The sequence below is a fragment of the Isoptericola sp. b408 genome, from assembly GCF_030588085.1.
In the GTDB taxonomy this organism is placed as follows: Bacteria; Actinomycetota; Actinomycetes; order Actinomycetales; family Cellulomonadaceae; genus Isoptericola; species Isoptericola sediminis.
In genome coordinates, this window is sequence record NZ_JAUQYQ010000001.1 from 699,282 (window position 1) to 725,210 (window position 25,929).

General features: G+C 74.8%; 23 protein-coding genes. 14 read left to right on the forward strand and 9 right to left on the reverse strand.

Features of this window, described 5'->3' with window-relative positions; all coding sequences use genetic code 11:
- Nucleotides 1-405, forward strand: a complete 405-nt coding sequence (gene msrB, locus Q6347_RS03215) for a peptide-methionine (R)-S-oxide reductase MsrB (protein ID WP_304602687.1) — start codon at nt 1-3, stop codon at nt 403-405.
- Nucleotides 406-444: 39 nt separating this feature from the next.
- On the opposite strand, the gene Q6347_RS03220 is transcribed toward msrB, so the two are convergent.
- The 3 genes from Q6347_RS03220 to Q6347_RS03230 all read right to left on the reverse strand — a co-directional run bounded on the left by Q6347_RS03220 (nt 445) and on the right by Q6347_RS03230 (nt 3,204).
- Nucleotides 445-984, reverse strand: coding sequence for a MarR family winged helix-turn-helix transcriptional regulator (locus tag Q6347_RS03220; RefSeq protein ID WP_171246529.1), 540 nt, complete (start codon nt 982-984; stop codon nt 445-447).
- 109 nt (nt 985-1,093) lie between these two features.
- Entirely contained in the window at nt 1,094-2,755 is a 1,662-nt protein-coding gene (locus tag Q6347_RS03225) for an MDR family MFS transporter (RefSeq protein ID WP_304606669.1), read from the reverse strand.
- Nucleotides 2,752-3,204 (reverse strand): MarR family winged helix-turn-helix transcriptional regulator, encoded by a 453-nt coding sequence (locus Q6347_RS03230; protein WP_171246527.1) that lies wholly within the window; start codon nt 3,202-3,204, stop codon nt 2,752-2,754. The genes Q6347_RS03225 and Q6347_RS03230 overlap by 4 nt, the downstream gene beginning before the upstream one ends.
- 122 nt (nt 3,205-3,326) lie before the next feature.
- Here Q6347_RS03230 and Q6347_RS03235 point away from each other — a divergent pair, with 122 nt between their 5' ends.
- The 3 genes from Q6347_RS03235 (at nt 3,327) to Q6347_RS03245 (ending at nt 5,807) form a co-directional block, all read left to right on the forward strand.
- Nucleotides 3,327-3,926: a hypothetical protein gene (locus tag Q6347_RS03235; RefSeq protein WP_171246565.1), complete on the forward strand. Its 600-nt coding sequence runs from the start codon at nt 3,327-3,329 to the stop codon at nt 3,924-3,926.
- A gap of 250 nt (nt 3,927-4,176) precedes the next feature.
- On the forward strand, nt 4,177-4,797 hold the full coding sequence (locus Q6347_RS03240) for a DUF47 domain-containing protein (protein WP_171246526.1): 621 nt from the start codon (nt 4,177-4,179) through the stop codon (nt 4,795-4,797).
- A gap of 2 nt (nt 4,798-4,799) precedes the next feature.
- Nucleotides 4,800-5,807, forward strand: coding sequence for an inorganic phosphate transporter (locus Q6347_RS03245; protein ID WP_304603086.1), 1,008 nt, complete (start codon nt 4,800-4,802; stop codon nt 5,805-5,807).
- A gap of 3 nt (nt 5,808-5,810) precedes the next feature.
- Here the strand turns inward: Q6347_RS03245 and Q6347_RS03250 are convergent, their stop codons facing one another.
- Nucleotides 5,811-6,584, reverse strand: a complete 774-nt coding sequence (locus Q6347_RS03250) for an IclR family transcriptional regulator (RefSeq protein ID WP_304602685.1) — start codon at nt 6,582-6,584, stop codon at nt 5,811-5,813.
- A 105-nt stretch (nt 6,585-6,689) separates the two neighbouring features.
- Here Q6347_RS03250 and hutH point away from each other — a divergent pair, with 105 nt between their 5' ends.
- From hutH to hutI, 5 genes are read left to right on the forward strand one after another with little or no spacing between them, the layout of a single operon-like run.
- Entirely contained in the window at nt 6,690-8,309 is a 1,620-nt protein-coding gene (hutH, locus tag Q6347_RS03255; RefSeq protein WP_304602684.1) for a histidine ammonia-lyase, read from the forward strand.
- A 28-nt stretch (nt 8,310-8,337) separates the two neighbouring features.
- On the forward strand, nt 8,338-10,011 hold the full coding sequence (gene hutU, locus Q6347_RS03260; protein WP_304606670.1) for a urocanate hydratase: 1,674 nt from the start codon (nt 8,338-8,340) through the stop codon (nt 10,009-10,011).
- On the forward strand, nt 10,008-11,216 hold the full coding sequence (locus Q6347_RS03265) for an allantoate amidohydrolase (RefSeq protein ID WP_304606671.1): 1,209 nt from the start codon (nt 10,008-10,010) through the stop codon (nt 11,214-11,216). Before hutU ends, Q6347_RS03265 begins: the two co-directional genes overlap by 4 nt.
- Complete coding sequence (locus Q6347_RS03270; RefSeq protein WP_304606672.1) at nt 11,213-12,565, forward strand: formimidoylglutamate deiminase; 1,353 nt, start codon at nt 11,213-11,215, stop codon at nt 12,563-12,565. The genes Q6347_RS03265 and Q6347_RS03270 overlap by 4 nt, the downstream gene beginning before the upstream one ends.
- A complete protein-coding gene (gene hutI, locus Q6347_RS03275) occupies nt 12,562-13,746 on the forward strand; it encodes an imidazolonepropionase (protein WP_304606673.1) in 1,185 nt (394 codons plus the stop codon). The genes Q6347_RS03270 and hutI overlap by 4 nt, the downstream gene beginning before the upstream one ends.
- Before the next feature lie 22 nt (nt 13,747-13,768).
- On the opposite strand, the gene Q6347_RS03280 is transcribed toward hutI, so the two are convergent.
- From Q6347_RS03280 to mshD, 3 genes are all read right to left on the reverse strand, one after another.
- Nucleotides 13,769-14,815 (reverse strand): NUDIX hydrolase, encoded by a 1,047-nt coding sequence (locus tag Q6347_RS03280; protein ID WP_304602679.1) that lies wholly within the window; start codon nt 14,813-14,815, stop codon nt 13,769-13,771.
- Nucleotides 14,816-14,823: 8 nt separating this feature from the next.
- Nucleotides 14,824-17,058, reverse strand: coding sequence for an RNA degradosome polyphosphate kinase (locus Q6347_RS03285; protein ID WP_304606674.1), 2,235 nt, complete (start codon nt 17,056-17,058; stop codon nt 14,824-14,826).
- Nucleotides 17,059-17,230: 172 nt separating this feature from the next.
- The gene (gene mshD, locus Q6347_RS03290) at nt 17,231-18,178 is read right to left on the reverse strand and encodes a mycothiol synthase (protein WP_304606675.1); all 948 of its coding nucleotides are present in this window, start codon (nt 18,176-18,178) and stop codon (nt 17,231-17,233) included.
- A gap of 75 nt (nt 18,179-18,253) precedes the next feature.
- On the opposite strand from mshD, the gene Q6347_RS03295 reads away from it, so the two are divergent.
- Nucleotides 18,254-19,018, forward strand: a complete 765-nt coding sequence (locus Q6347_RS03295; RefSeq protein ID WP_171246517.1) for an AraC family transcriptional regulator — start codon at nt 18,254-18,256, stop codon at nt 19,016-19,018.
- 197 nt (nt 19,019-19,215) lie between these two features.
- Here Q6347_RS03295 and acs read toward each other — a convergent pair whose 3' ends face one another.
- Nucleotides 19,216-21,213 carry an acetate--CoA ligase gene (gene acs / locus Q6347_RS03300; protein ID WP_304602677.1) on the reverse strand — a complete coding sequence of 666 codons (1,998 nt, stop codon included), beginning with the start codon at nt 21,211-21,213 and terminating at the stop codon, nt 19,216-19,218.
- 444 nt (nt 21,214-21,657) lie between these two features.
- On the reverse strand, nt 21,658-22,488 hold the full coding sequence (locus Q6347_RS03305; RefSeq protein ID WP_304602676.1) for an HAD family phosphatase: 831 nt from the start codon (nt 22,486-22,488) through the stop codon (nt 21,658-21,660).
- A gap of 139 nt (nt 22,489-22,627) precedes the next feature.
- On the opposite strand from Q6347_RS03305, the gene Q6347_RS03310 reads away from it, so the two are divergent.
- From Q6347_RS03310 to Q6347_RS03325, 4 genes are read left to right on the forward strand one after another with little or no spacing between them, the layout of a single operon-like run.
- Nucleotides 22,628-23,410 carry a pilus assembly protein FlpE gene (locus Q6347_RS03310; RefSeq protein WP_304606676.1) on the forward strand — a complete coding sequence of 261 codons (783 nt, stop codon included), beginning with the start codon at nt 22,628-22,630 and terminating at the stop codon, nt 23,408-23,410.
- Complete coding sequence (locus tag Q6347_RS03315; RefSeq protein WP_304606677.1) at nt 23,407-24,573, forward strand: TadA family conjugal transfer-associated ATPase; 1,167 nt, start codon at nt 23,407-23,409, stop codon at nt 24,571-24,573. Before Q6347_RS03310 ends, Q6347_RS03315 begins: the two co-directional genes overlap by 4 nt.
- The gene (locus Q6347_RS03320; RefSeq protein ID WP_304606678.1) at nt 24,570-25,217 is read left to right on the forward strand and encodes a hypothetical protein; all 648 of its coding nucleotides are present in this window, start codon (nt 24,570-24,572) and stop codon (nt 25,215-25,217) included. The genes Q6347_RS03315 and Q6347_RS03320 overlap by 4 nt, the downstream gene beginning before the upstream one ends.
- Nucleotides 25,214-25,825, forward strand: a complete 612-nt coding sequence (locus Q6347_RS03325) for a type II secretion system F family protein (protein WP_304606679.1) — start codon at nt 25,214-25,216, stop codon at nt 25,823-25,825. The genes Q6347_RS03320 and Q6347_RS03325 overlap by 4 nt, the downstream gene beginning before the upstream one ends.
- Nucleotides 25,826-25,929: the final 104 nt, after the last annotated feature.

Here is a 25,929-nt window from a genome sequence, read left to right on the forward strand (position 1 = left end):
ATGAGCTACGACGTTTCCAAGACTGACGACCAGTGGCGCATCGAGCTGTCCCCGCAGGAGTTCTCGGTGCTGCGCCAGGCCGGGACGGAGCGGCCGTGGACGGGTGAGCTCCTCGACGAGCAGCGCGAGGGCGTGTACCGCTGTCGCGGCTGCGGCGGCGAGCTGTTCCGCAGCGAGACCAAGTTCGAATCCCACTGCGGGTGGCCGTCCTTCTACACCCCGTTGGCGGAGGACCGCGTCGAGCTGATCGAGGACCGGTCCCTGGGGATGGTGCGCATCGAGGTGCGCTGCGCGCGGTGCGGGTCCCACCTGGGCCACGTGTTCGACGACGCACCCCAGACGCCGACCGGTGACCGCTACTGCATGAACTCGGTCAGCATGACGTTCGAGCCCGTCGAGGGCTGAGCGACCGTCGGGGGCCGCCCGTCCGGGGCGGCCCCGCGGTCAGCCCGCCGTCGCGACGGACGGCGTGCCCGACGTGGCGGGCGACTCCTCGCCCTGACGGGTCCCCAGCCAGCGGACCACGTCGGCCGAGTAGCGGCGCAGCAGCGTGGCGAGCTCGGCGATGTCCTCCTCGGACCACGACGCCAGGGCACCCTCGAGCATGCCGATCCGTGCGTCGCGGGCGTGCTCGAACCGGGCGACGCCGTCGTCGGTGAGCGTGATGCACTGCCCGCGCGTGTCCTCGGGGTCGGTCTCGCGGTGCACCAGTCCGAGGTCCGCCATCCGGCTGAGCTGCCGGGAGACGGTGGCGCGGCCGACGCCGAAGTGTGCCGCCAGGTCGGACCCGCGGCTGTTCGGGTACTGGGCGATGTGGGCGAGCAGCGGGTAGGCCGACGCGTCGAGCTCCGGGTGGATGAGCCGGGCCATCTGGGCGGCCGTCGACTGGGCCCGCCGGATCAGCACGCGGACCTCGCGTTCCAGGGCACCCAGGGGGTCCGTCGTCGGGTCCGGCGGGGTCGTGGGCGCAGCGCTGTCGTGCATGTGCCCCATCATGGCGGTCCCTCGACGCTCTCGGGACGTTCCGGAGGTCACGATTTGAACTCCGGCCCCCTGGAGCGGGTGAATTTCCCCCTGCCGGGCCGGGTGCCGGTCACTCCCGGGGGTCGACGGCGGGCGTGGTCCGATCCTCCGCGGCGGGGACGGGAGCGGGGTCCGTCGCCGCCTCCTGCTCCGCGACGAGGTCGCGGGTCTGCTCGATGCCGGACCGCTCGCCGAGGGGGATCTCGACGATGAAGCAGATCGCCACGAGCGCCACGACGGCCATCGGGACGGCGACGAGGAAGATCCCGGTGATCCCCTCGGTGTAGGCGGAGGACACGACGTCGGCGACCGGTGCCGGCAGCGTGGACATGTCGGGCACGGAGCCGCTGGACCCGCCGAGCGTCCCGGCGGGGACCCCGAGCCCGGCCAGGCCGCGCGTGATCTCGTCACGGACGTCGGCCGCCAGGACGGCGCCGAGGGCCGAGACGCCGATCGCGCCGCCCAGCGAGCGGAAGAACGCCACGGTGGCCGTGCCCGCGCCCATGTCGCGCAGGCCGAGCGTGTTCTGGGTGGCGAGCACGAGGTTCTGCATGAGCGCGCCCACGGACAGCCCGAGCCCGAACAGGAACACGGAGACCACGACCAGGCTGGTGCCGGTCCCGATCGTCGACATCCCGAACAGGGAGGCGGTCAGCACGACGGCCCCGCCGATCATGATCGCCTTGTAGCGGCCCGTGCGGGAGATGATCCGGCCGAGCACGATCCCGCCCACCATGGTGCCGACCACCATGGGGATCGTCTGCAGACCCGACTGGGTGGGTGTCATGCCCCGGGCCAGCTGCAGGTACTGGGCGAGGAACACCGCGGTGCCGAACATCGCCACGCCCACCGCCGCCGAGGCGACGACGGACAGCACGAACGTCCGGTTGCGGAACAGGTGCAGGGGGATGATCGGCTCGGGTGCGCGGCGCTCGACGAGGGCCGCGGCGAGGAGGGCGACGACGGCGCCGCCCACCATGGCGGCCGTCTGCCAGGACGCCCAGTCGAACTGGTCGCCGGCAAAGGTGACCCACAGCAGCAGGAGGGCGACCCCGAGGGCGATGAGCGCGGCGCCGGCGGCGTCGATGCGCACGGTGCGCGGCGGCCTGGCGGGCAGGTGCAGGGTCGTGCGGAGCACGACCAGGGCCACGACGGCGAACGGCACCCCGACGAAGAACGTCCAGCGCCAGCCGATCGAGTCGGTGATGACGCCGCCGAGCAGCGGGCCGCCGATCTGCGCCACGGCCATGACACCACCCATGAGGCCCATGTACTTGCCGCGTTCGCGGGGGCTGATGATGTCGGACATCAGCACGGTCGCCAGGGACATCAGCCCGCCGGCGCCGACGCCCTGCAGGGCGCGGGACGTGATGAGCATCTCCATGTTCTGGGCGAACCCGGCCGACGCCGCGGAGACCACGGTGATGACCAGCGCCACCTGGATGAGCGTCTTGCGGTTCGTCAGGTCGGCGAGCTTGCCCCACAGGGGGGTGGAGATCGTCATCGTCAGCAGCATGGCCGTGACGACCCAGGTGTAGGCGTGCTGGGAGCCCTCGAGGTCGGCGACGATCCGCGGCAGCGCGGTCGAGACGATGGTGGTGGCGAGCAGGGAGACGAAGACGCCGAGCAGGATGCCCGAGAGGGCCTCCAGCGTCTCGCGGCGGGTCATCGCCGGGGCGCGGCTCGTCGCGGGCGTGTCGGTCGGGGTGGATCGGGTGGACGTGTCGGTCATCGGGGAGGGGCCTCCTGGCTGACGGAGCTGATGGCGTCCGCGACGTCGCGGATGTGGTCGATGGCGTCGGCGAGGTCCTCGGCCGACCAGTCGGCGAAGGCCTCGGCGACGAAGGCGTCGAACCGGTCATCGCTCTGGGCGGCGAGCCGGTGGCCGGCGTCCGTGAGCTCGAGGGTGCGGGCGCGCCGGTCGGTCTCGTCGACGGTGCGTCGCACGTAGCCGCCCTCGACGAGCGCGCCGACCTGCCGGCTGGCGACCGAGGCGTCCACGCGCAGGGTGTCGGCGACCTCGCAGAGCTGGACGGGGCCGCGGACGCGCAGCAGTCGCACGACGCCGAGCGCGGCGCGGGGGCGCCCGAGGTCGCCGGCGATGCGGGCCGCGGCCTCGCGCTGGGCCCGGCTGAGCCGCTCGAGGGCCGTGACGAGAGCGGTGGTGGCGTCGTCGGACATCGCGCACCCCCTTTCGTTGCTTCGAGAAACAATAAGTCAAGTGCTTGCAGCATGCAAATATTCCGGTCGCCGACTGCGAGACTGGTGGGGTGACCGACCGCCCCCGCTTCCGCCGCCCCGCGATGCTCGACCCGGTCGAGGCCGAGAGCCTGCCGGGAGAGCTCGATCCCGCACGCCGCGACGAGGTGGCCCACACGACCGCCCGCGCCGTGGTCCACACCGCGCGCGCCGCCGAGGACCCGGAGGTGGTCGCACGCCTGGTCCGGCTCGTGGAGGAGGAGGGGCTGGACGTCGTGGCAGAGCTGTGGTCCGACGCCGCCCCCGCGTCCCTTCCCGGGGCGCTCTGGCGGCTGTACGCGCTGCGCGAGTGGGTGCGCCGGGACCCCCGGACCATCGGCCTGCGCTACCGCCTCGGGGTCGACGTGGCGCCCGTCCACGAGGTCGTCGCGGGGGTGCCGCGGCCGCCCACCCCGAGCGACCTGCGCGAGCTGGCCGACCGCGTCCTCTCGGGCGTCTACGGCGGCGACCTCGCCGTCGCGCTCGAACGGGCCGCCGCCTTCTGCCGGATCCTGGCCACCGGCGCGGCCTACGACGCGGACGCCCGCGAGACGGCCGACCCGGACGCCGCCGCCCGCATGACCCGCGGGGCGAGCGACCTGACGCGCACGGCGGAGGAGCTGGAGCACGCCGCGGCGCTGTGGCGTGCGGGATCGCTCGACTGAGGCGAGAGGTTTCGACGTGTGCGGGTCGCGCCCTTACGATGGTGGGGCGGCGCCGGGCCGCGGTAGCCCCGGGCTCCATCTTCAGCCGCTTCGAGCGGCCACGCGCCGAGAGGCGCTCCCGGTCCGGCGTCGCACTTCTTCTCCTCCCACCGTCACGGAGCGGTGAATCTCCGTGACCGGAGTACGCGCTGCCCCGGGGCGGGTCCTACCCTGTGACTGACCAAAGCGTTCTTTCCCACCGGGGGTCTCTGTGCGTCTGCGCCTCACTCCGCGCGACTCGACCTACTACGAGCTGCTCGCCGCCCTCGCGCGGCACACCGTCACCGGTGCCTCGCTGCTCGCCGAGCTGCTGGGCGCCTCCCGGCCGGAGCGCGAGCAGATCGTCGCCCGCCTCGCCGAGGCGGAGCACCTCGCCGACGACGTCACGCACTCGATCAAGCGGCGGCTCAACCAGACCTTCGTGACGCCCTTCGACCGGGACGACCTGTACCACCTGGCCTCCGCCCTGGACGACTGCATGGACGCCATGGACGAGGCGGGGCACCTCATCGTGCTGTACAAGGTCTCCGAGCTGCCGATGGCCGTCTCCGAGCAGGTGCAGGTGCTGCAGCGCTGCGCCGAGCTCACCGCGGACGCGATGCCGCGGCTGCGCAAGCTCGACCAGCTCCCCGAGTACTGCGTGGAGATCAACCGGCTCGAGAACCAGGGCGACAACCTGCACCGCTCCCTGCTCGGTCACCTGTTCGACAAGGTCGCCGACCCGATCCTGCTCATCAAGCTCAAGGAGATCGTCGACACCCTCGAGGAGGCCACCGACGCCTTCGAGCGCGTGGCCCACCTCGTCGAGTCCATCAGCGTCAAGGAGTCGTGACGGTGGAGGTCGCGCTGGTCGTCGTCATCGTGGTCGTCGCGCTGGGGTTCGCCTACACCAACGGCTTCCTCGACGCGGCGAACTCGATCGCGACCTCCGTCTCGACGCGGGCCCTGACCCCGCGCATCGCGGTGACGATGGCCGCGGGCATGAACTTCGTCGGCGCCCTGCTCGGCACGGAGGTGGCCGAGACCATCGCGACCTCGATCGTCGACCTCGACGGCGCGACCGCCCTGCAGTCCCTCGTCGTGGTGCTCAGCGCGCTGCTCGGCGCGATCGTGTGGAACCTGTACGCCTGGTGGTCCGGGATGCCCACCTCCTCGACCCACTCGCTCATCGGTGGGCTGCTGGGCGCCGGGCTGGCCGGCGGGATGGCGGTGTACGGCGCCGAGGTGGTCGACAAGGTCGTGCTGCCGATGCTGCTGTCCCCGGCGGTCGGGTTCGTCGGCGCCTTCGGTCTCATGCTCGCGCTGATGTGGCTGCTGCGGAACGTCGCCCCGGCACGGGTCAACCGGCGGTTCCGCCTCGCGCAGACCGCCTCGGCCGCCGCCATGGCGCTCGGGCACGGACTGCAGTCCGCGCAGAAGACGATGGGTGTCATCTGGCTCGCGCTGATCACCGTCGGCGCGGCCACGACGAGCGGCGGTGTCCCGCTGTGGGTCAAGATCTCGGCGGCCACCGCCATGGGGATCGGCACCTACGCCGGCGGTTGGCGCATCATGCGCACGCTCGGTCAGCGGATCATCGACCTCGACCCGGCGCGCGGGTTCGTCGCCGAGTCGGTCTCGGCGGTCGTCCTGTACGCGAACGCCATCGTGCTCTACGCCCCGGTGTCGAGCACGCACACCATCACCTCGGCCATCATGGGCGCCGGCGCCACCCGGCGCTGGACCGCCGTGCGCTGGGGCGTGGTCCGCACGATCGCGATCTACTGGTTGCTCACCGCCCCGGTGGCCGCGCTGCTCGCGGCGGCGGCGACGCTGGCGCTGCTGCCGCTCGTCGGCGGCTGACCCTCACCGGGGCCGGGCGCCCAGCCGGGTGCTGATCGCGGCGGCCGCCCGGGACACCTGGTCGGCCAGCCGCTCGCGGTCCTCGGGGCCCCGGTCGGCGGACCGGAAGGTCAGGGCGAGCCCGGCCACCGGCCGGTCGAGGTGGTCGACGACGACGTCCGCCACCGAGGCGAACCCGTCGGTCACCTCGCCGTCCTCGACCGCGTACCCCCGCCGCCGGACCTCGCGCAGCACCGTCCGCAGCTCGCTGAGCGTGCGCGGCCCCCGTCCCGTGCGGTCGCTGAACGCCCCGGTGGTCGGGTAGGCGGCCCGGACCTGGGCGGCGGGCAGATGGGCGAGGACCGCCCGCCCGGACGCCGTGAGGTGGGCGGGCAGGCGGACGTCGACGTCGGACACGAGCGGCGGGCGGCCCGGTGCCCGCTGCTCGACCAGGTAGAGCACCTCACGTCCGTTGAGGAGCGCGAGGTGGCCGTTCTCGCCGGTCGCCTCCACCAGCCGGGAGACCACGGGGCGGGCCAGCCGCGTCACGGGTGCCTGACGCGTGTAGGCGGTGCCGAGGCCGAGCGTGGCGACCCCGAGTCCGTAGCGGCGCTCCTCCGGGTAGTGGGTCACGAACCCCTCGTCGGCCAGGACGGACAGCAGGTGGTAGACGGAGGACCGGGGCAGGTCGAGGCTCGCGGCCACGGACGACGCGGGGACCGGGCCGGGCTGGGCGGCCAGGTGGGCGAGCAGGCGCGCCGTGGCGCGCGCCGCGGGGACGTCGCTGCTGCCTGCCACGCCGCACCACCTCCCTCGGCCGACCGGGACGTACTGTCTGGTATCCCAGACACTATCGCCGTCCGACGGCTCCCCGCCGACCGTCGGCGGGTGTGCGATGAGGGCATGAGCACGACGCACCCCTCGCCGCCGTCCCCCGTCACCGACGGCCGGGGGACCACCACGGTCCTGCTGGACGGGTCCCCCCTGCGGGTCGACCAGGTCGTCGCCGTCGCACGCCACGGCGCCCCGGTCTCCGTGGGTGCCGCGGCCCGGGACGCGATGGCGCGCTCCCGGGCCGTGATCGACGCGCTGGCGGACGACGTCGTCCCCCACTACGGCGTGTCCACCGGGTTCGGCGCCCTCGCCCGCCGGCACATCCCCGCCGGGTCGCGGGCCCAGCTCCAGCTCTCCCTCGTGCGCTCCCACGCCGCGGGGTCCGGGCCCGAGGTGGAGACCGAGGTGGTGCGCGCCCTGCAGCTGCTGCGCCTGGCCACGCTGTGCACCGGCCGCACGGGTGTCCGTCCCGAGGTCGCCGAGACCTACGCGGCGATGCTGAACGCGGGGCTCACCCCCGTCGTCCACGAGTACGGCTCCCTGGGCTGTTCCGGCGATCTCGCACCGCTCGCCCATGTCGCCCTGGCCGCCCTCGGCGAGGGCGAGGTCCGGGACGCCGCGGGCACCCGCCACCCGGCCGGGGAGGCGCTGGCCGCGGCCGGGATCGAGCCGCTGGCCCTGCAGGAGAAGGAGGGGCTGGCCCTCATCAACGGCACCGACGGGATGCTCGGCCAGCTCTGCCTGGCCCTGGACGACCTGCAGGGCCTGCTCGCCGCCGCCGACGTCGCAGCCGCGCAGAGCGTCGAGGCGCTGCTGGGCTCCGACGCCCCGTACGCGGCCGATCTCGTGGCGATGCGCCCCCACCCGGGGCAGGCGGCGTCGGCGGCGAACCTGCGGGCGTTGCTCGCCGGGTCCCCGCTCATGGCCAGCCACCGCGAGCTCGAGCCCGACGGGACACCGTCCTGCACCCGCGTCCAGGACGCCTACTCGCTGCGCTGCGCGCCCCAGGTGCACGGCGCCGCCCGCGACACCCTCGACCACGCGCGCCTCGTCGCCGACCGGGAGCTGGCCGCGGCGATCGACAACCCGGTGGTGACGGTGGACGGCCGGGTGGAGTCCAACGGCAACTTCCACGGCGCCCCCGTGGCGTACGTCCTGGACTTCGTGGCGATCGCGGTGGCCGACGTCGCCGGCATCAGCGAGCGCCGCACCGACAGGTTCCTCGACGTCGCGCGCAACGAGGGCCTGCCGCCGTTCCTGGCCGACGACCCCGGCGTGGACTCGGGGCTGATGATCGCCCAGTACACGGCCGCGGGGATCGTCTCCGAGCTCAAGCGTCTCGCGGCGCCGGCGAGCGTGGACTCGATCCCGTCCTCGGCCATGCAGGAGGACCACGTCTCCATGGGCTGGGCCGGTGCCCGCAAGCTGCGCCGCGCCGTCGACGGGCTGAGCCGGGTCCTGGCGATCGAGCTGCTCACCGCCGCCCGGGCCCTGGACCTGCGCGCCGCCGCGGACCCGGCCCACGGGCCGGCCGCGGGCACCGGCGCCGTCCGCGACCTGCTGCGCACCCGGGTCGCGGGCCCGGGGCCCGACCGGTACCTGACGCCGGAGATCGACGCCGTCGTCGACCTCGTGGTCGGCGGGGCCGTGCTGGACGCCGCGACCGCCGCCGTCGGCGAGCTCGCCTGACCGACCCGACCCACCCGAGGAGTCACCGATGACGACCTACGACCGCGGCACCCCCGTGCCGGTCCGTGCCCCGCGCGGCACCACCCTGACCGCCCGGAGCTGGCAGACCGAGGCGCCGCTGCGCATGCTGCAGAACAACCTCGACCCGGAGGTCGCCGAGCGTCCCGACGACCTGGTCGTCTACGGCGGCACGGGCCGTGCCGCCCGGGACTGGCCGAGCTTCCACGCGATGGTCCGCACGCTGACGGACCTGCGCGCGGACGAGACGATGCTCGTGCAGTCCGGCAAACCGGTGGGGGTGCTGCGGACCCACGAGTGGGCGCCGCGGGTGCTCATCGCCAACTCCCACCTCGTGGGGGACTGGGCCACCTGGCCGGAGTTCCGCCGTCTCGAGCAGCTCGGGCTGACGATGTACGGGCAGATGACGGCCGGGTCGTGGATCTACATCGGCGCGCAGGGCATCCTGCAGGGCACCTACGAGACGCTCGCCGCGGTGGCCGCCAGGCGTTTCGGCGGCACGCTGGCCGGGACGCTGACGGTCACGGGCGGCTGCGGCGGCATGGGCGGCGCGCAGCCGCTCGCCGTCACCCTCAACGGGGGTGTCTGCCTCGTGGTCGACGTCGACCGGGCGCGTCTCGACCGGCGCGTGCGCGAGCGCTACCTGGACGTCGTCGCGGACTCCCTCGACGACGCCCTGCAGCGGGTGCAGGAGGCGAAGGCCGCCGCCCGGCCGCTGTCGGTCGGGCTGACCGGGAACAGCGCGGAGGTGCTGCCCGAGCTGCTGCGCCGCGGCGCGGACGTGGACGTCGTCACCGACCAGACCTCCGCGCACGACCCGCTGTCCTACCTCCCGGTGGGCGTCGACGTCGCCGACTGGGCCGAGTACGCCGCCGCGAAGCCCGAGGAGTTCACCGACCGGGCCCGCGAGTCGATGGCCCGGCACGTGGAGGCCATGGTCGGCTTCCAGGACGCCGGTGCCGAGGTGTTCGACTACGGCAACTCGATCCGCGACGAGGCACGCCAGGGCGGTTACGAGCGGGCCTTCGCGTTCCCGGGCTTCGTGCCCGCCTACATCCGCCCGCTGTTCGCCCAGGGCAAGGGGCCGTTCCGGTGGGCGGCGCTGTCCGGGGACCCGCGCGACATCGCGGCCACCGACCGGGCCGTGCTCGACCTCTTCCCCGACGACGACCACCTGCACCGGTGGATCCGCGCCGCCCAGGACAAGGTCGCCTTCCAGGGGCTGCCCGCGCGCATCTGCTGGCTCGGGCACGGCGAGCGCGACCGGGCGGGGCTGCGCTTCAACGAGCTGGTCGAGTCCGGCGAGATCAGCGCGCCGATCGTCATCGGACGCGACCACCTCGACTCCGGATCGGTGGCCTCGCCCTACCGCGAGACCGAGGCGATGGCGGACGGCTCCGACGCGATCGCGGACTGGCCGCTGCTCAACGCGATGGTCAACACCGCCTCCGGCGCCACCTGGGTGTCGCTGCACCACGGCGGCGGCGTCGGGATGGGGCGGTCGATCCACGCTGGCCAGGTGACCGTCGCAGACGGCACCGACCTGGCCGCGCAGAAGCTCGAGCGGGTGCTGTCCAACGACCCGGCCACGGGCGTGCTGCGGCACGCCGACGCCGGGTACGACGACGCCCTCGCCGCGGCTGAACGTGGTGGCCTCGAGCTGCCGATGCGGGGTGACGCGTGAGCGATGTCGCGGGACTCCTGCGGGACCTCGCCGACGTCGGACGGGCCCCGAGCGGCGGGTACGCCCGCTTCGCCTGGACGACGGCGGACCTCACCCTGCGCGAGTGGTTCGTCGCCGAGGCCGCCGCCCGCGGGCTCGACGTCACCGTGGACCGCGCCGGGAACCAGTGGGCGTGGTGGGGTGACCCGGACGCCGACGGCCCCGGCGTCGTCACCGGCAGCCATCTCGACTCGGTGCCCGGAGGCGGCGCGTTCGACGGCCCGCTGGGCGTCGCGAGCGCCTTCGCGGCCGTCGACCTGCTGCGGGCCCGCGGTGTGCGCCCCGCCCGGCCCCTCGGCGTCGTGAACTTCTCCGACGAGGAGGGCGCCCGGTTCGGGCTGGCCTGCCTCGGGTCCCGGGCCGTGACGGGCACCGCGGGTGCCGACCGTCTGCTCGGTCTGCGTGACGACGCCGGGGACACCCTCGCCGACGTGCTGGCCGGGGCGGGCCTGGACCCGGTCGGCTACGGGCGCGACACCGAGGCGCTGGCCCGGGTGGGCACCTTCGTCGAGCTGCACGTGGAGCAGGGGCGGTACCTCGCGGACCTGCACGGCGACGACGAATCGCCCGTCGCGGTGGCGTCGGCGATCTGGCCGCACGGCCGCTGGCGGGTCGACCTGCACGGCGAGGCGAACCACGCGGGCACGACGCCGCTGGCCCACCGGCACGACCCGATGCTGGACCTGGCCGGGCTGATCCAGGAGGTCCGAGCCGCCGCCGGGTCGGCCGACGCGCTCGCCACCGTCGCGAAGGTCTCCGTGGAGCCGAACGGCGTCAACGCGATCCCCTCGCGGGTCCGGGCCTGGATCGACTCCCGGGCACCCCGCGAGGACGCCGTGCACCGGGTCCTCGCCGACCTGTCGGGCTACGGCCCCGTCGAGGAGTCCTGGTCCCCGGCCACCGTGTTCGACCCGGCCCTGGCCGCCCGCCTGGCCGACGTCGTCGGACGACCCGCCGGGGGCGCACCCGCGCCCGTGATCGGGACCGGCGCCGGGCACGACGCCGGCATCCTCGCCGCCACCGGCGTGGCGACCGCGATGCTGTTCGTCCGCAACCCCACGGGTGCCTCCCACACCCCCACCGAGTACGCCGAGGCGGCCGACTGCGAGGCCGGTGTCGCGGCGCTCGCGGACGTCCTGACCGACCTCCTGGGGGAGGCCGCGTGAGCTTCTGGTGCGAGCACGCGTGGCTGCCGGGCGGCCTCGCCGCCGGGGTGCGCGTCGAGACCGACGCCGGCCGGGTGACCGCCGTCGAACCCGGGACCACGCCGGACCCGACCGACACGGTGCTGCCCGGCGTCGTCCTGCCCGGGCTGGCGGACGCGCACTCGCACGCCTTCCACCGGGCGCTGCGCGGACGCACGCACGACGACGGCGGATCCTTCTGGACCTGGCGTGAGCGCATGTACGCCGTCGCCGACGTCCTGACCCCCGCGGCGTACGAGGAGCTCGCCACCGCCACCTACGCGGAGCTGGCGCTCGCGGGTGTGACGGCGGTCGGGGAGTTCCACTACGTGCACCACGCGCCGGACGGCGGCCGGTACGACGACCCGCACGCCATGGCCGGGGCGCTGCGGCGGGCCGCCTCCCGGGCCGGTGTGCGCCTGACGCTGCTCGACACCTGCTACCTCCACGGTGGGCTCGAGGACGGTTCGTACCAGCCGCTCGCGCCCGCGCAGCGGCGCTTCGGCGACGGGGACGCCGACGCCTGGCGGACCCGCGTGGAGGAGCTCCGGTCGGCCTGGGCGGGAGCGGACGACGTCCGCGTCGGGGCGGCCGTGCACTCGGTGCGGGCCCTCGCCCCGGAGGAGATCGCCGTCGTCGCGGCCTGGGCGCGGGAGCACGGGGCCCCGCTGCACGCGCACCTGTCCGAGCAGCCCGGCGAGAACCGGGCGGCACGGACGGCCCACGGGACGAGCCCCACGGGGGTGCTCGACGCCGCCGGTGCGCTCGGCCCGCGCACCACCGTGGTGCACGGCGTCCACCTGGACGCCGACGACGTCGCCCGGCTGGCCGCGTCCGGCACCGCCGTGTGCGTCTGCCCGACGACCGAACGCGACCTGGCCGACGGACTCGCCCCCGTCGACCGACTCGCCGCGACCGGGGTGCCGCTGTGCGTCGGCTCCGACCAGCACGTGGCCGCCGACCTGCTCGCCGAGGCACGCGGGCTGGAGGAGCACGCCCGGCTGCGCACCGGCCGCCGGGGCGTGCTCGCACCCGCCGCCGTGGTCGAGGCGGCCACCGCGGCGGGCCACCGCGCGCTCGGCTGGGACGACGCCGGCCGGATCGAGGTCGGGGCGCGGGCCGACCTCGTCGCCGTGGCCCTCGACACGCCGGCCACGGCGGGTACCGACCCCGCCCAGGCCGCGCTGGTCGCCGGGGCCCGCGACGTGCGGACCGTGGTCCGCGACGGACGCACCGTGGTCCGCGACGGGCGGCACGTCGACCTGGACGTGGCCGCCGCCCTGCGGACGTCGATCGCGAGGGTCTGGGACCTCGTGGAGGAGGGACGATGACGGAACCGGCCGAGGACCGCACGCTGCTCGTCACGGGCATCGGCGAGCTCGTCGCCCACGACCCCGCGCACGGCCCGTCGGGGGTCCTGACCGACGCCGCGCTGGTGGTCTCCGGCGGTCGGGTCGTCTGGACCGGCCCCGCCGCACGGGCCCCGGCCGCGGACGACCGGCTCGACGTCGAGGGACGCTGCGTGGTGCCCGGGTTCGTGGACTCGCACTCGCACGTCGTCTTCGCCGGGGACCGGTCCGCGGAGTTCGCCGCCCGGATGGCCGGCGAGCCGTACACCGGCGGGGGCATCGCCACCACCGTCGCGGCCACGCGGGCCGCCTCCGACGACGTGCTGCGCCACGGCGCGGGACGCCTCGTGGCGGAGATGCTCGCCCAGGGGACCACGACCGTCGAGATCAAGAGCGGGTACGGCCAGGACGTCGCCACCGAGGAACGCATGCTGCGCCTGGCGCGCGAGCTCACCGACGAGACGACGTTCCTCGGCGCCCACACCGTGCCGGCCGAGCTCGACCGTCGTGCCTACCTCGACCTCGTCACCGGGCCGATGCTCGCCGCCTGCGCACCCCACGCGCGGTGGGTCGACGTCTTCTGCGAACCCGCCGCACCCACGGCGTTCGACGCCGACGAGTCCCGGGAGGTCCTGGAGGCCGGGATCCGCGCCGGGCTGCTGCCCCGCGTGCACGGCAACCAGCTCGGGCCCGGTCCCGGTGTCCGGCTCGCCGTCGAGGTCGGTGCCGCCAGCGTCGACCACTGCACCTACCTCACCGGCGACGACGTCGCGGCACTGGCGGGGTCGAGCACGGTGGCGACGCTGCTGCCCGCCGTGGAGTTCTCCACCCGCTCGCCCTACCCGGACGCGCGGGCGCTCCTCGACGCGGGCGTCGCCGTCGCCCTGGCCACCGACTGCAACCCTGGCAGCTGCTACTCCTCGTCGATGCCGTTCGTCGTGGCGCTCGCCGTGCGGGAGATGGGTCTGACACCGCTGGAGGCCGTGCACGCCGCCACCGCCGGGGGAGCCGCGGCCCTGCGGCGCGACGACGTCGGGACGCTCCGGCCCGGGGCGCGGGCCGACCTCGTCGTGCTCGACGCGCCCTCGCACGTGCACCTGGCCTACCGCCCGGGCGTGCCGATCGTCCGCACGGTCCTGCGGGGCGGGCGCCCCGTCGGCTGACCGGTCCGGTGCGGGCGGAGCCTCAGAAGACCTGCGGAGCCACCCGCTCGGCCGCGACCACCTTGGGGCCCTTCGGCGTGCGCGCCACGTGCGCGACGAGCGCCTCGCCCGGCTCCAGGTAGGGGTCGCGCCGCGGCAGCGTGGAGGCCACCGACCGGCTCGAGTGCTGGCCGAGCACGTCCAGCACCGTCGGCAGCACGGGGCGGTGCGTGCACAGCACCGAGGCCCGGTCGGCCTCCAGCAGGTCGCGCACCGCCGCCGCGACGCGCGCCGGGGAGCGTTCGTGCTGGGCCTCGCCGAGGTTGTCGCTGTACTCCGGGCGCAGGTTGGCGGCGCGCACGTACGGGTCGATCGTCGTCGCGCAGCGCTCCCAGCGGCTGGAGATCACCGCGTCCACGCCGTAGGAGGCCAGCACCGGCACGAGGGCGGCGGCCTGCCCGTGCCCCAGGGGTGTGAGCGGACGGTCCTGCTCGACGCCGTACCAGTTGGCGCGCGGCAGGGCCCGTCCGTGCCGGACGATGACGACGGCGTGCGTGGCCAGCTGGCCGTCGCGGTGCGCCTCGACCAGCGCGTCCAGCGGCCCGCGGTCGGTGCTCCGGGTCAGCCGCTCGGCGGCGTCCTCGGCGTCGAGCCACTCGGCCTTGTCGATCTCCCGCTTCGAGGCGGGGGCGACCGGCGTCCGCGCGGCCAGCGCCCGGGAGTCGTGCTTGGCCGAGGCGCGGCGCGCGGCCCAGTAGTGCACCCGCTTCACCCGGCCCTCCGGCGTCAGGTACTGCAGACCGGGCAGCGGGAGCCCGAGGACCACGGGTTTGCCCGTCTCCTCGGTGACCTCCCGCACGGCGGTGGTCGCCAGCGACTCGCCCTCCTCGTGCTTGCCCTTGGGCCACGACCAGTCGTCGTAGCGGGGGCGGTGGACGAGCTGGACCTGGAGGCGGTCGTGGCGGATGCGCCACACGACCGCACCGGCGGTCTGGATCACCGGGGCGTGCTGCACGGACGTCGGCCCCAGGGGGTCGACGAACGGGGTCGCGGTGCGCAGGACGCGTCCGGACTGGGACGTGGTGCTCATCGGGCGGCTCAGCGGGAGCTCGGCGGACGCCGGCGGTGACGGTCGACCAGCACGGACTGCAGGTCCACCGTCGGGCGGCCCTCGTCGTCCTCGACCTGGCGCCGCCAGGTGCCGTCCGGCTCGAGGTGCCACGCGGCGGTCCGGGCCGACATCGAGTCGTTCATCAGCTCGAGCAGCTCGAGGATCTGGCCGGTGTCCTTGACCCGGATGAGCGCCTCGACCCGGCGGTCCAGGTTGCGGTGCATCAGGTCGGCCGAGCCGATGAAGACCTCCGGCCCGTTGCTCTCGCCCTCGCCGATGGCGGGGCCGACCGAGTTCGCGAACGCGAAGATGCGCGAGTGCTCCAGGAACCGGCCGAGGATCGACCGCACCCGGATGTTCTCGCTGAGCCCCGGCACCCCGGGGCGCAGCGCGCAGATGCCGCGGACCACGAGGTCGACCTTCGCCCCGGCCTGGGAGGCGCGGTACAGGGCGTCGATCGTCGCCTCGTCGACCGCCGAGTTGACCTTGATCCGCACCCACGCCTCGTGCCCGGCACGCGCGGCCTCGGCCTCGCGGTCGATCCGCTCGATCAGCCCGCTGCGCACCGTGCGGGGCGCCACGAGCAGGCGGTGGAACTTCGAGTGCGGCGCGTACCCGGAGAGCTGGTTGAACAGCCGGGTCAGGTCCTGGCCCACGTCCGGGTCGCAGGTCAGCAGGCCGTGGTCGGTGTACAGCCGCGCCGTCTTCGGGTGGTAGTTGCCCGTGCCCACGTGGCAGTAGCGGGCCAGCCCGTCCGACTCCTGGCGCACCACCAGGGAGAGCTTGCAGTGCGTCTTCAGCCCCACGATGCCGTACACGACGTGGACGCCGGCCTCCTCCAGCTTGCGGGCCCAGGAGATGTTGGCCTGCTCGTCGAACCGGGCCTTGATCTCCACCAGGGCCAGGACCTGCTTGCCGGCCTCGGCGGCGTCGATGAGCGCGTCGACGATCGGGGAGTCGCCCGAGGTGCGGTACAGCGTCTGCTTGATCGCCAGCACCTTCGGGTCGGCCGCGGCCTGCTCGAGGAACGTCTGCACCGACGTCGAGAACGAGTCGTAGGGGTGGTGCAGGAGCACGTCCCGCTCGCGGATCGCGGCGAACACGTTGCCGGGCATCGCCGACTCCACCTCGGCGAGCTGGCGGTGCGTCGTCGGGACGAACGGCGGGTAGTGCAGCTCCGCGCGGTCGATGTCGGCCAGCACGTTGAGACCCGTCAGGTCGAGCGGCCCGGGCAGCTGGTAGACCTCCTCCTCGACCACGCCGAGCTCGCGCACCAGCAGCTCGCGGATGCGCGGCGAGATCTCCTCGTGCAGCTCGAGGCGGACCGGCGGGCCGAAGCGGCGCCGCAGCAGCTCCTTCTCCATCGCCTGCAGGAGGTTCTCGGCGTCGTCCTCCTCGACCTCCACGTCCTCGTTGCGGGTGACGCGGAAGGTGTGGTGCTCGCGGATCTCCATCCCGGGGAAGAGGTAGTCCAGGTGCTGGGCGATGACCTCCTCCAGCGGCACGAAGGACTTCTGCGTCCCACCCTTCTGGGTCGGTGTCGGCGCGCTGGGGCGGCCCCGGTCGTCGACGGCGATGAACCGCGGCAGCAGCGGGGGCACCTTGACCCGGGCGAAGTGCTCCTTGTCGGTCAGCGGGTTGGCCACCACGACGGCCAGGTTGAGCGACAGCCCGGAGATGTAGGGGAAGGGGTGCGCGGGGTCCACGGCCAGCGGCGTGAGCACCGGGAAGATGTGCTTGCGGAAGAACTTGTGCAGGCGCTGCTGCTCCTTCTCGAGCAGCTCGTCCCAGTGCACGAGCGTGATGCCCTCGTCGTGCAGGGCCGGCGAGACGTCGTCGCGGAACACCCGGGCGTGCCGGTCCATCAGCTCGTGGGCCTTGGCGCCGATGCCGGCGAGCACCTCGCGCGGGCTGAGGCCCGAGGCCGCGGTGACGGCGATCCCGGTGGCGATGCGGCGCTTCAGGCCGGCGACCCGGACCATGAAGAACTCGTCCAGGTTCGAGGCGAAGATCGCCAGGAACCGCACGCGTTCCAGCAGGGGCAGGGACTCGTCCTCGGCGAGCTCGAGCACCCGTTCGTTGAAGGCGAGCCAGCTCAGCTCGCGGTCGGCGAACCGGTCCTCGGGGAGCTCCGGCTGGTGCAGGGACTCCTCGACGACCTGGTCCTGGTCCGGCTCCTCGGCGATGTGCTCGGCGATGTGGGCGGCGAGCTCGGGATCCATCCGGCGGGGTCCTGCCTTCGCTGTCGTACGGGTCTCGGACGAGGTGGAGGTGGCAGCAGCCACGAACCGGCCACGGGCGTCGCGTCGACGCGCCGCGGGGGTGGAGGAGCCTGTCATACGCCCCATCGTGGCACTGATTGCCGACCGGTGGGTGACGCAGGCGTCGACCGGGTCAGCGGCGGGCGTACTGCACGTCCACCGCGGCCCGGGTGAACCCGGCCCGCTCGTAGGTGCGCAGCGCCGGGACGTTGTCGCCCTCGACGTACAGCACGGCGCGCGTGCAACCCACGGCCGCCAGGTGCTGCAGCCCCGCCCGGGTCAGCAGCCGCCCGAGTCCCTCGCCCTGCGTGCCCGGGTCGACGCCGAGGGCGTAGATCTCGCCGTCGGCCTGCCCTGCCGGCTGGTCGGTCTCCACCTTCGTCCACACGAAGCCGGCCGGCCGGCCGTCCGGACGGTCCAGCACGAGGAACCCGGCCGCGTCGAACCACGGCTCGGCCAGCCGGGCCCTCAGGTCGTCGGGGCCCAGGCGCCCCTGCTCGGGGTGGTCGGCGAACGCCAGCGCGTTGAGCGCCAGCCATGCGTCGTCGTCCTCGCCCGGCCGGAACGGACGCAGGACGTAGCCGTCGGGCACGGCGGGGGCGTCGGCGGCGTCGCCCGCCCCGTCGAGCGGGCGGGCCAGGAACAGCAGCTCGCGCACGACGGCGTAGCCGTGGGACTCCGCGAAGGCCCGGGCGGCGGGCAGGTCGCCGTGGGCCCACACCCGCAACGGCTTGCCCCGCTGGTCGGGGGCCCCGGACCGCTCCGGCAGCCGCGCGTCGCGCTCCGCGGTCCGCAGCAGCAGGCTGCCCACGCCGGCGCGCCGGTGCTCGGGGTGGACGACCATCTCCGCGCCGGCCACGTCGCCCCCGCGGTCCACCTGCAGGTAGCCGATCGTCGCGCCCGCCCGGGACCGGACCACAGCGTGGGTCAGGTCCGCGCCGTCGTCGCCGAGGCGCAGCAGCGGCTGCTCCGAGAGCGGGTCCACGCCGTCGTGGGCCGCGGCCGTCGAGGCCAGGGTGCGCACGGCGTCCTGGGCGGACGGGGACAGGGGACCGATCTCGATCGGGACGGGAAGTCGCACCCGACCATTGTGGCCCCTGGCCCGTGCCCGCCGGCGCTCCGGCGAGGGTCCGCGCCGGTGGTAGCGTCCGACGCCATGGCGATCGGCGCACCCGTGGAGCTGTGGCCCGAGGCCGAGCGGCTCATCGACGCGTTGTCCCCCGAGCTCGTCGACCTGCTCGACGAGATGTCGGGCACGATGTTCTGCGCCAAGGACGTCACCGGCCGGTACGTGCTGGTCAACCGCACCTTCGTGGACCGCGCCAACCGTCGCTCGCCCCGCGACGTCGTCGGCCGCACCTCGGCCGAGCTGTTCGCGCCCGAGCTCGCCGCCCGCTACGAGGAGCAGGACGGCAGGGTGCTCAGCGAGGCCTGGCCGCTGCGCAACGAGCTCGAGCTCATCCGGCGCCCCGGGGGTGTGCCGGGGTGGTACCTGACGACCAAGCTCCCCGTGCAGCGGGACGGCGTCGTCCTCGGGCTCGTGTCCACCTCCCGGGACCTGAACACCCGCGACGTGCACGACCAGGTGATCGGGTCCATGGCCCGCGTGGTGCAGGTCGTCGAGGACCGTCTGGGCGTGGGCGTGACCCAGGCCGAGCTGGCCGAGGTCGCCGGCTGCACGACCGGCGCCCTGGACCGTCGGATGCGACGGATCTTCGGGCTGACCCCCAAGCAGTTCGTGCTGCGGGCGCGGGTCGACCACGCGACCACCCTGCTGACGCAGACCGACCTGACCCTCGCCGAGGTGGCGGTGCGGGCGGGGTTCTACGACCAGCCGTCGTTCACCCGGACCTTCGTGCGGCTGACGGGGGAGACGCCGTCGGTCTACCGGCGCAAGAGCCGGGCGCTGGCCACGGAGTGACCCGGCTGACGTGACCCGGCCGACGTGAGCCACACCCGCCGACGACGGCGAGGTCGTACCGTCCGCGTCGCGGTCGCACCCGCGGGGTACGACGGGGACGCGGACGGTACGACCTCGCGGTCGTGGTGGGCTCGCTCCGGCTCAGTCCTCAGGGCCTGTTGCTCGGACGGAGCCTGCGCTCGCGAGCTCGCTCCGGCTCAGTCCTCCGAGGGCTTGCCGAGGCCGGCCTGGATCAGGTTCATCACCGACGAGTCCGCCAGCGTCGTGGCGTCGCCGACCTCACGGTTCTCGGCGACGTCGCGCAGCAGGCGACGCATGATCTTGCCGGACCGGGTCTTGGGCAGCTCGGGCACGACGAGGATCCTGCGGGGCTTGGCGATCGGGCCGATCTCCTTGGCCACGTGGTCGCGCAGCGTCTTCTCGATGCGCGCCGATCCCTCGTCGGTCGAGGCTTCGTCAGCGTGCTCGCCGCGCAGGATGACGAACGCCACCACCGCCTGGCCGGACATCTCGTCGGACGCCCCGACGACGGCGGCCTCGGCGACGAGGTCGTTGGACACCAGGGCCGACTCGATCTCGGTCGTGGACAGCCGGTGCCCGGAGACGTTCATGACGTCGTCCACGCGACCGAGCAGCCAGATGTCGCCGTCCTCGTCCTTCTTGGCGCCGTCCCCGGCGAAGTACAGGCCGGGGAACCGGGACCAGTAGGTGTCCTTGAACCGCTGCAGGTCGCCCCAGATGCCGCGCAGCATCGACGGCCACGGCTCGGACAGCACGAGGTAGCCGCCTCCGCCGTCGGGCACCGGCTTCGCCTCGTCGTCGACGACGTCGGCGCTGATGCCCGGCAGCGGGACCTGGGCCGAGCCCGGCTTGGTCGCGGTGACGCCGGGCAGCGGGCTGATCATGATGGCGCCCGTCTCCGTCTGCCACCAGGTGTCCACGATCGGGGTGGTGTCACCACCGATGACGCGGCGGTACCACATCCACGCCTCGGGGTTGATCGGTTCGCCGACCGAGCCGAGGAGCCGCAGCGAGGACAGGTCGAAGCCGGCGGGGATCTCCTCGCCCCACTTCATGCAGGCCCGGATCGCGGTCGGGGCGGTGTAGAACAGCGAGACCTTGTACTTCTCGACGAGCTCCCACCAGCGGCCCTTGTGCGGGGTGTCCGGGGTGCCCTCGTACATCACCTGGGTGGCGCCGTTGAGCATCGGTCCGTAGACGATGTAGGTGTGCCCGGTGACCCAGCCGATGTCCGCCGAGCACCAGTAGACGTCGCTCTCCGGCTTGAGGTCGAAGACGTTCTTGTGCGTGTAGGCGGCCTGGGTGAGATACCCGCCGGTGGTGTGCAGGATGCCCTTCGGCTTCCCGGTGGTCCCGGAGGTGTACAGGATGAAGAGCGGGTGCTCGGCCTCCACCCAGGTGGGCTCGTGGACGTCGTCGGCGGTGTCCACGACGTCGTGCCACCACACGTCCCGGCCCTCGGTCCAGTCGACGTCCTGCTCGGTGCGGCGGACCACCAGCACGTGCTCGACGCTCTCGGCGCCCTCGCCGCGCAGGGCCTCGTCGACCGCGGGCTTGAGGGGGCTGGGTGCACCGCGGCGGTAGCCGCCGTCGGCGGTGATGACGACCTTGGCCTCGGCGTCGGCGATGCGGCTGCGCAGGGCGTCGGCGCTGAACCCGCCGAACACGACCGAGTGCGCGGCGCCGATCCGGGCGCAGGCGAGCATGGCCACGGCCGACTCGACGAGCATGGGCATGTAGATGACGACGCGGTCGCCGGACTCGACCCCGAGCGCGGCCAGGGCGTTGGCCGCGCGGGACACCTCGCGCTGCATGTCGGCGTAGGTGACGGTGCGGGTGTCGCCGGGCTCGCCCTCGAAGTGGATCGCGACCCGGTCGCCGAGGCCGGCCTCGACGTGCCGGTCGACCGCGTTGTAGGCGGCGTTGAGGGTGCCATCCGCGAACCAGCGGGCCACCGGCGCACCGGACCAGTCGAGGGTCTCGGTGAAGGGCGTCCGCCAGGTGACGAGGTCGCGGGCCTGGCGCGCCCAGAACTCGAGGCGGTCGGCCGCCGCGTCGTCGTACAGCGACGGCTGGGCGTTCGCCTGGGCGGCGAACTCCCCGCTGGGGGGGAAGGTGCGGGTCTCGTGGAGCAGGTTCTCCAGGCTCGGGCTGCTGGACTGGGTGTCGGTCACTGGTTCCTCCGCGTCGTCGCGTTCCGTCCGTCCGCGTGCCTCTCCGGGCCGCATCACAGGCGAGTCTAGACCCGCACCGTGACCCGGATCACGCCCGGGACGCCGAAAGTAAGGAGTGCTCCGCAATCCGCTCGGCGGCGCCGTTCCGCGAGCGGTCGCCCTGGTCCGCCGAGCGGTCGTGGTCGCGCCCGGACGGTGCGTGACCGGGTGGGGTGCCGTTCGGGCGACGGTCCCGACCCACCACGCGAACGGCGCCCGGGCACGGTGGCCGGGACGCCGTTCACGCCGGACAGGACACGGGTAGCAGGCGCCTTGTCCTCGATCGCCGTACCGGGTCCAGCCCGTTCGACGAGTCCTCGACGTGGACTTCCTGAGCGTGGGTCCCGCGTGCCGTCCTGACCCGTCCATCAAACGCCCGGGGGACGTCCACCGCAAGCGCCCGCGTCAGGCGAGGTCGCGTCCCTGGCGACGGCGCCACCACCACGTGAGGCCCACCGCGCCGAGCAGCCCGACCGCCGCCAGCACCGGGACCGGGCGCACCCGCGGGCGCAGCGCCACCGGGCGGGTGAAGGTCAGCATCTCCCACCCGTTCTCGGCGGCCATCCGGCGCAGCGCACGGTCGGGGTTGACCGCGTGCCCGTGCCCCACCGCGGCCAGCATCGGCGCGTCGGTGACCGAGTCCGAGTAGGCGTAGCAGCGGTCCAGGTCGTAGCCGCGCTTCCGCGCGAGGTCCCGGATCGCCGTCGCCTTGTTCTCCCCGTAGGCGTAGAAGTCGATCTCCCCGGTGAACCGGCCGTCGGCGACCGCCATCCGGGTGGCGACCACGTGGTCCGCCCCGAGCATGGCGGCGATCGGCTCCACCAGCTCGGTGCCGGACGCCGAGACGACGACGACGTCGTGCCCGGCCTCGTGGTGCTCGGTGATGAGGTCCACCGCCTCGGCGTAGACGTACGGGTCGACGTGCTCGTGCACGGTCTCGGCGACGATCTGCTTCACCCGGGCCACGTCCCACCCGGTGGCCAGGTCCGACAGGTGCTGGCGCATCCGCTCGGTCTGGTCCGCGTCCGCGCTGCCGGCCATGTAGAGGAAGTGCGCGTAGGCGCTGCGCAGCACGTCGCCGCGCGTGATGAGCCCGCCGGCGAGGAACGAGGGGGAGAACACCGCGGTGGAGCTCGTGGCGATGATCGTCTTGTCCAGGTCGAAGAACGCGGCGACCCGTCGGCCCGTCGACGTGCCGCCCCCCTGCTGCTGCGGCTCCAGCGGCGAGGTGCTCATGGGGGCGAGCCTAGCGCCGTCCTGGAGGAGGTCGGCAGGGCCGCGGGAGCGTTCGGGGACGTCACCCCCAGGTCTCGTCGTCCCCGGCGGCCGCGTCGTGGCCCGCGACGGTGTGGTCCGGCCCGGCACGGTGGCCGCCATGGACCTCACCACCACCCCTGCGGACGGCGTGCCCCCCGTGCCGTCCGCCGCACGTCTCGTCGGGGTCCTCGGAGCCTGCGGCGGGGCCGGGACCTCGCTGCTCGCCGCCGCGCTCGCCCGCGCCCTGAGGCGGCGGGTGGGGGCGACCGCGCTGGTCGACCTGGACGTCCCGGGCGCCGGTCTGGACGTGCACCTCGGGATCGACGGCGCCGCGGGTGCCCGCTGGAGCGACCTCGCCGGCGCCCGGGGCACGGTCGACGGTGACGCCCTCGTCGCCGCCCTGCCCCGGTGGGGTGCGGTCCCCGTCCTGTCCGGAGGGCACCGCGACGCCACCGCACCCGACGAGGCCGTCGTGCTGGACACGACGACGGCCGTCCTGCGCACCGGGCACCGGGTCGTGCTCGACCTGCCCCGCCCCTGGATCTGCACCGCGGCCGCGGCCACGCTGGTCGGCGCGGCGGACGCCGTCGTCCTGGTCACCCCGCTGCGCACCGGCGGCGTCGCCGGAGCGCTGGCCGCGCTGCGACAGCTGGACGACGTCGGTGCCCCGCACGTCCTCCCGGTCGCCTGCCGGCCCGCGCACGGCCGGGTCGACGAGCGCGGGCTCGGCGAGGTGCTCGGCCACCCGGTGGTCGCCACCGTCGGCTGGGACCCGCGGCTCGCAGGCCGCCTGGAACGCGGCCACGGCCCGAGCACGGGACGCCGGGCGCCGCTCGGACGTGCGGCGACCCGGCTCGTGGACGCGCTGACCGGCACCGCGGCCCGACGGGAGGCGGCGTGACGACGCTCGACGACCGGCTTCTCCACGACGTCCGGACCCGGCTCGGCGGTCCTGGCCGCACCACGCCGCCCGATGCCGCTGACGTCGCCGCGGCGTTGCGGTCCACCGGCCGGGTCCTCGGGTCCGACGCGCTCGCCGACCTCACCCGCGCGGCCCGGGCCGAGCTGGTCGGCGCCGGTCCGCTGCAACCGCTCCTCGAGACGCCCGGCGTCACGGACGTCCTGGTCAACGGGCCCGAGGAGGTCTGGCTGGACCGGGGCCACGGCCTGGAGCGTGCCGACCTGGCGCTCGCGTCCCCGGGTGCCGTGCGCGAGCTCGCGGTCCGCATGGCCGCCGTCGCCGGCCAGCGTCTCGACGACGCCAGCCCTGTCGTCGACGCCCGCCTGCCCGACGGCACCCGGCTGCACGCCGCCGTCGCGCCCGTCGCCCCCGAGGGCGCGGTGATCGCCCTGCGGGTGCTGCGACAGGCGGCCCACGACCTGCGGGCGCTCGCGGAGCGCGGCGCCCTGCCGGACGCGTGGGTGCCGGTGCTGCACGGGCTCGTGCGGGGACGGGCGAACCTGCTGGTGACCGGGGGCACGGGCACCGGGAAGACGACCCTGCTCGCCGCCCTGCTCGGCCTGGTCCCCCACGACGAACGCCTGCTCACCGTCGAGGAGGCTCGGGAGCTGGCCCCGGTCCACCCCCACGTCGTGGCGCTCGCGGCGCGGCGGCCCAACGTCGAGGGGGTCGGCGAGATCACGCTGGCCGACCTCGTGCGGGGTGCGCTGCGCATGCGTCCCGACCGCATCGTCCTGGGCGAGTGCCGCGGGGCCGAGGTGCGCGAGCTCCTGCTCGCCCTCAACACCGGGCACGACGGCGGGATGGCCACCGTGCACGCCAACGCCGCTGAGCACGTCCCGGCGCGCCTCGAGGCGCTCGCGGCGCTGGCCGGCATGTCCCGCGCCGCCGTCGCCGCGCAGGCCACGGCCGCCCTCGACGTCGTGCTGCACCTGCAGCGCCGGCGCGGGGTGCGCCACCTGGCCCAGATCGCCACCGTGCACCGCGACGGCCACGGCGACCTGCAGGTCGTCCCGGTCGCCACCTGGCAGGGTCCGGGCGACGTCGCCGAGCCGGTCCCCGGCCACGGGTGGGACGCGCTGCGGCGGAGGTGGGTGGCGTGAGCGTGCTGGCCGGCCTGTGCGTGGCCGGTGCGGTCTGGTGCGTGACCGCTCCCGGCGGACGTCGGCCCGCCGGGCTCCTGCCGGGCGCGGGCGGGGCGGACGCCCCCCGACGAACGCCTCGACGCCGGGGCTCCCGTCGGGCGCCCGACGACGTCCGGGTCGCCCTGGCCCGGGTGGTCGCCCTGCTGCGGTCCGGGGCCGCCCCGGCCACCGCCTGGGCGCGCGGGCTGGACGTGTCCACCGATGTCGACGGCCTGCCCGTCACCGGGCGCCTGGCCGAGGTCGTGACCGACCCCCGGCAGGCGGCGGCGGTGATCGCCGGGGCACGCCTGTCGAGGGACGTGGGCGCGCCGCTGGGACAGGTCCTGGAGTCGGTCGCGGACGCGCTCGTCGCCGAGGCCGAGGCCGCCGCGGAACGGGACGCGGCGCTGGCCGGACCGCAGACCACCGCGCGCGTGCTGGTCTGGCTGCCCGCGCTGGGCGTGCTGCTCGGCGGGGTGCTCGGTGCCGACCCGGTGGGGTCGGCCACGGACGGCGGGTTCGGCACCGCAGCGGTCGTCGCGGGCGGGATCGCGCTGGCCGCCGGCCGGTGGTGGACGACCCGGCTCGTCGGTGCCGCCCGGCGGGCCGGAGGTCCGTCGTGACAGCCGTCGTGGTGGGCGCGTGCGTGCTGGTCGGCCTCGCCCCCTGGTGGTGGACGCCTGTCGGTCCGCGGGCCGCACGCCGGCGCGGTGCCGACCGCCGGGGGAGTCGCGGCCCCGACCGCGCGGGCCGCCCCGTCGGGGACGACCCCGGCGGTCCGGTCGACGTGGCCGTGCTGCTCGAGCTCGTCGCCACGGCCGTGCGCAGCGGCGTCGGCGTCCCCCGGGCGCTGGAGGCCGTGGGGTCCGCGGTCGGTGGTCGGGACGGCCGGACCCTGCGCGCCGTGGCGGCCTCCCTGCGGCTCGGCGGCGACTGGCACATGGCCTGGGAGCCCTCCGGCGGTGTGCGGCCCGGTACCGGCACGGCCCGGCTCGCCCCGCTGCGGGACGCGCTGCGCAGCGCCTGGACCGACGGCGTCGCACCGGGCGAGTCGTTGCGGGCCGCCGCGGCCGAGCTGAACCAGCGCCGACGTGCCGCGGCCCGCTCGGCGGCGGGTCGGCTGGCGGTACGGCTCGTGCTCCCGCTGGGCCTGTGCTTCCTGCCGGCCTTCGTCCTGCTCGGGCTCGTGCCCGTCCTGCTCTCGCTCGGTGTGGACCTCGTGTCCGGCTGAGCCCACCGACCCCCGCCACCGGCGGGTCCGACCCCGGCCGTCCGGCCCGGGTCCCGACGGGTGGCCGGCCACCGCGGCCGGCCGCCCGCGACCGAGAGGAGAAC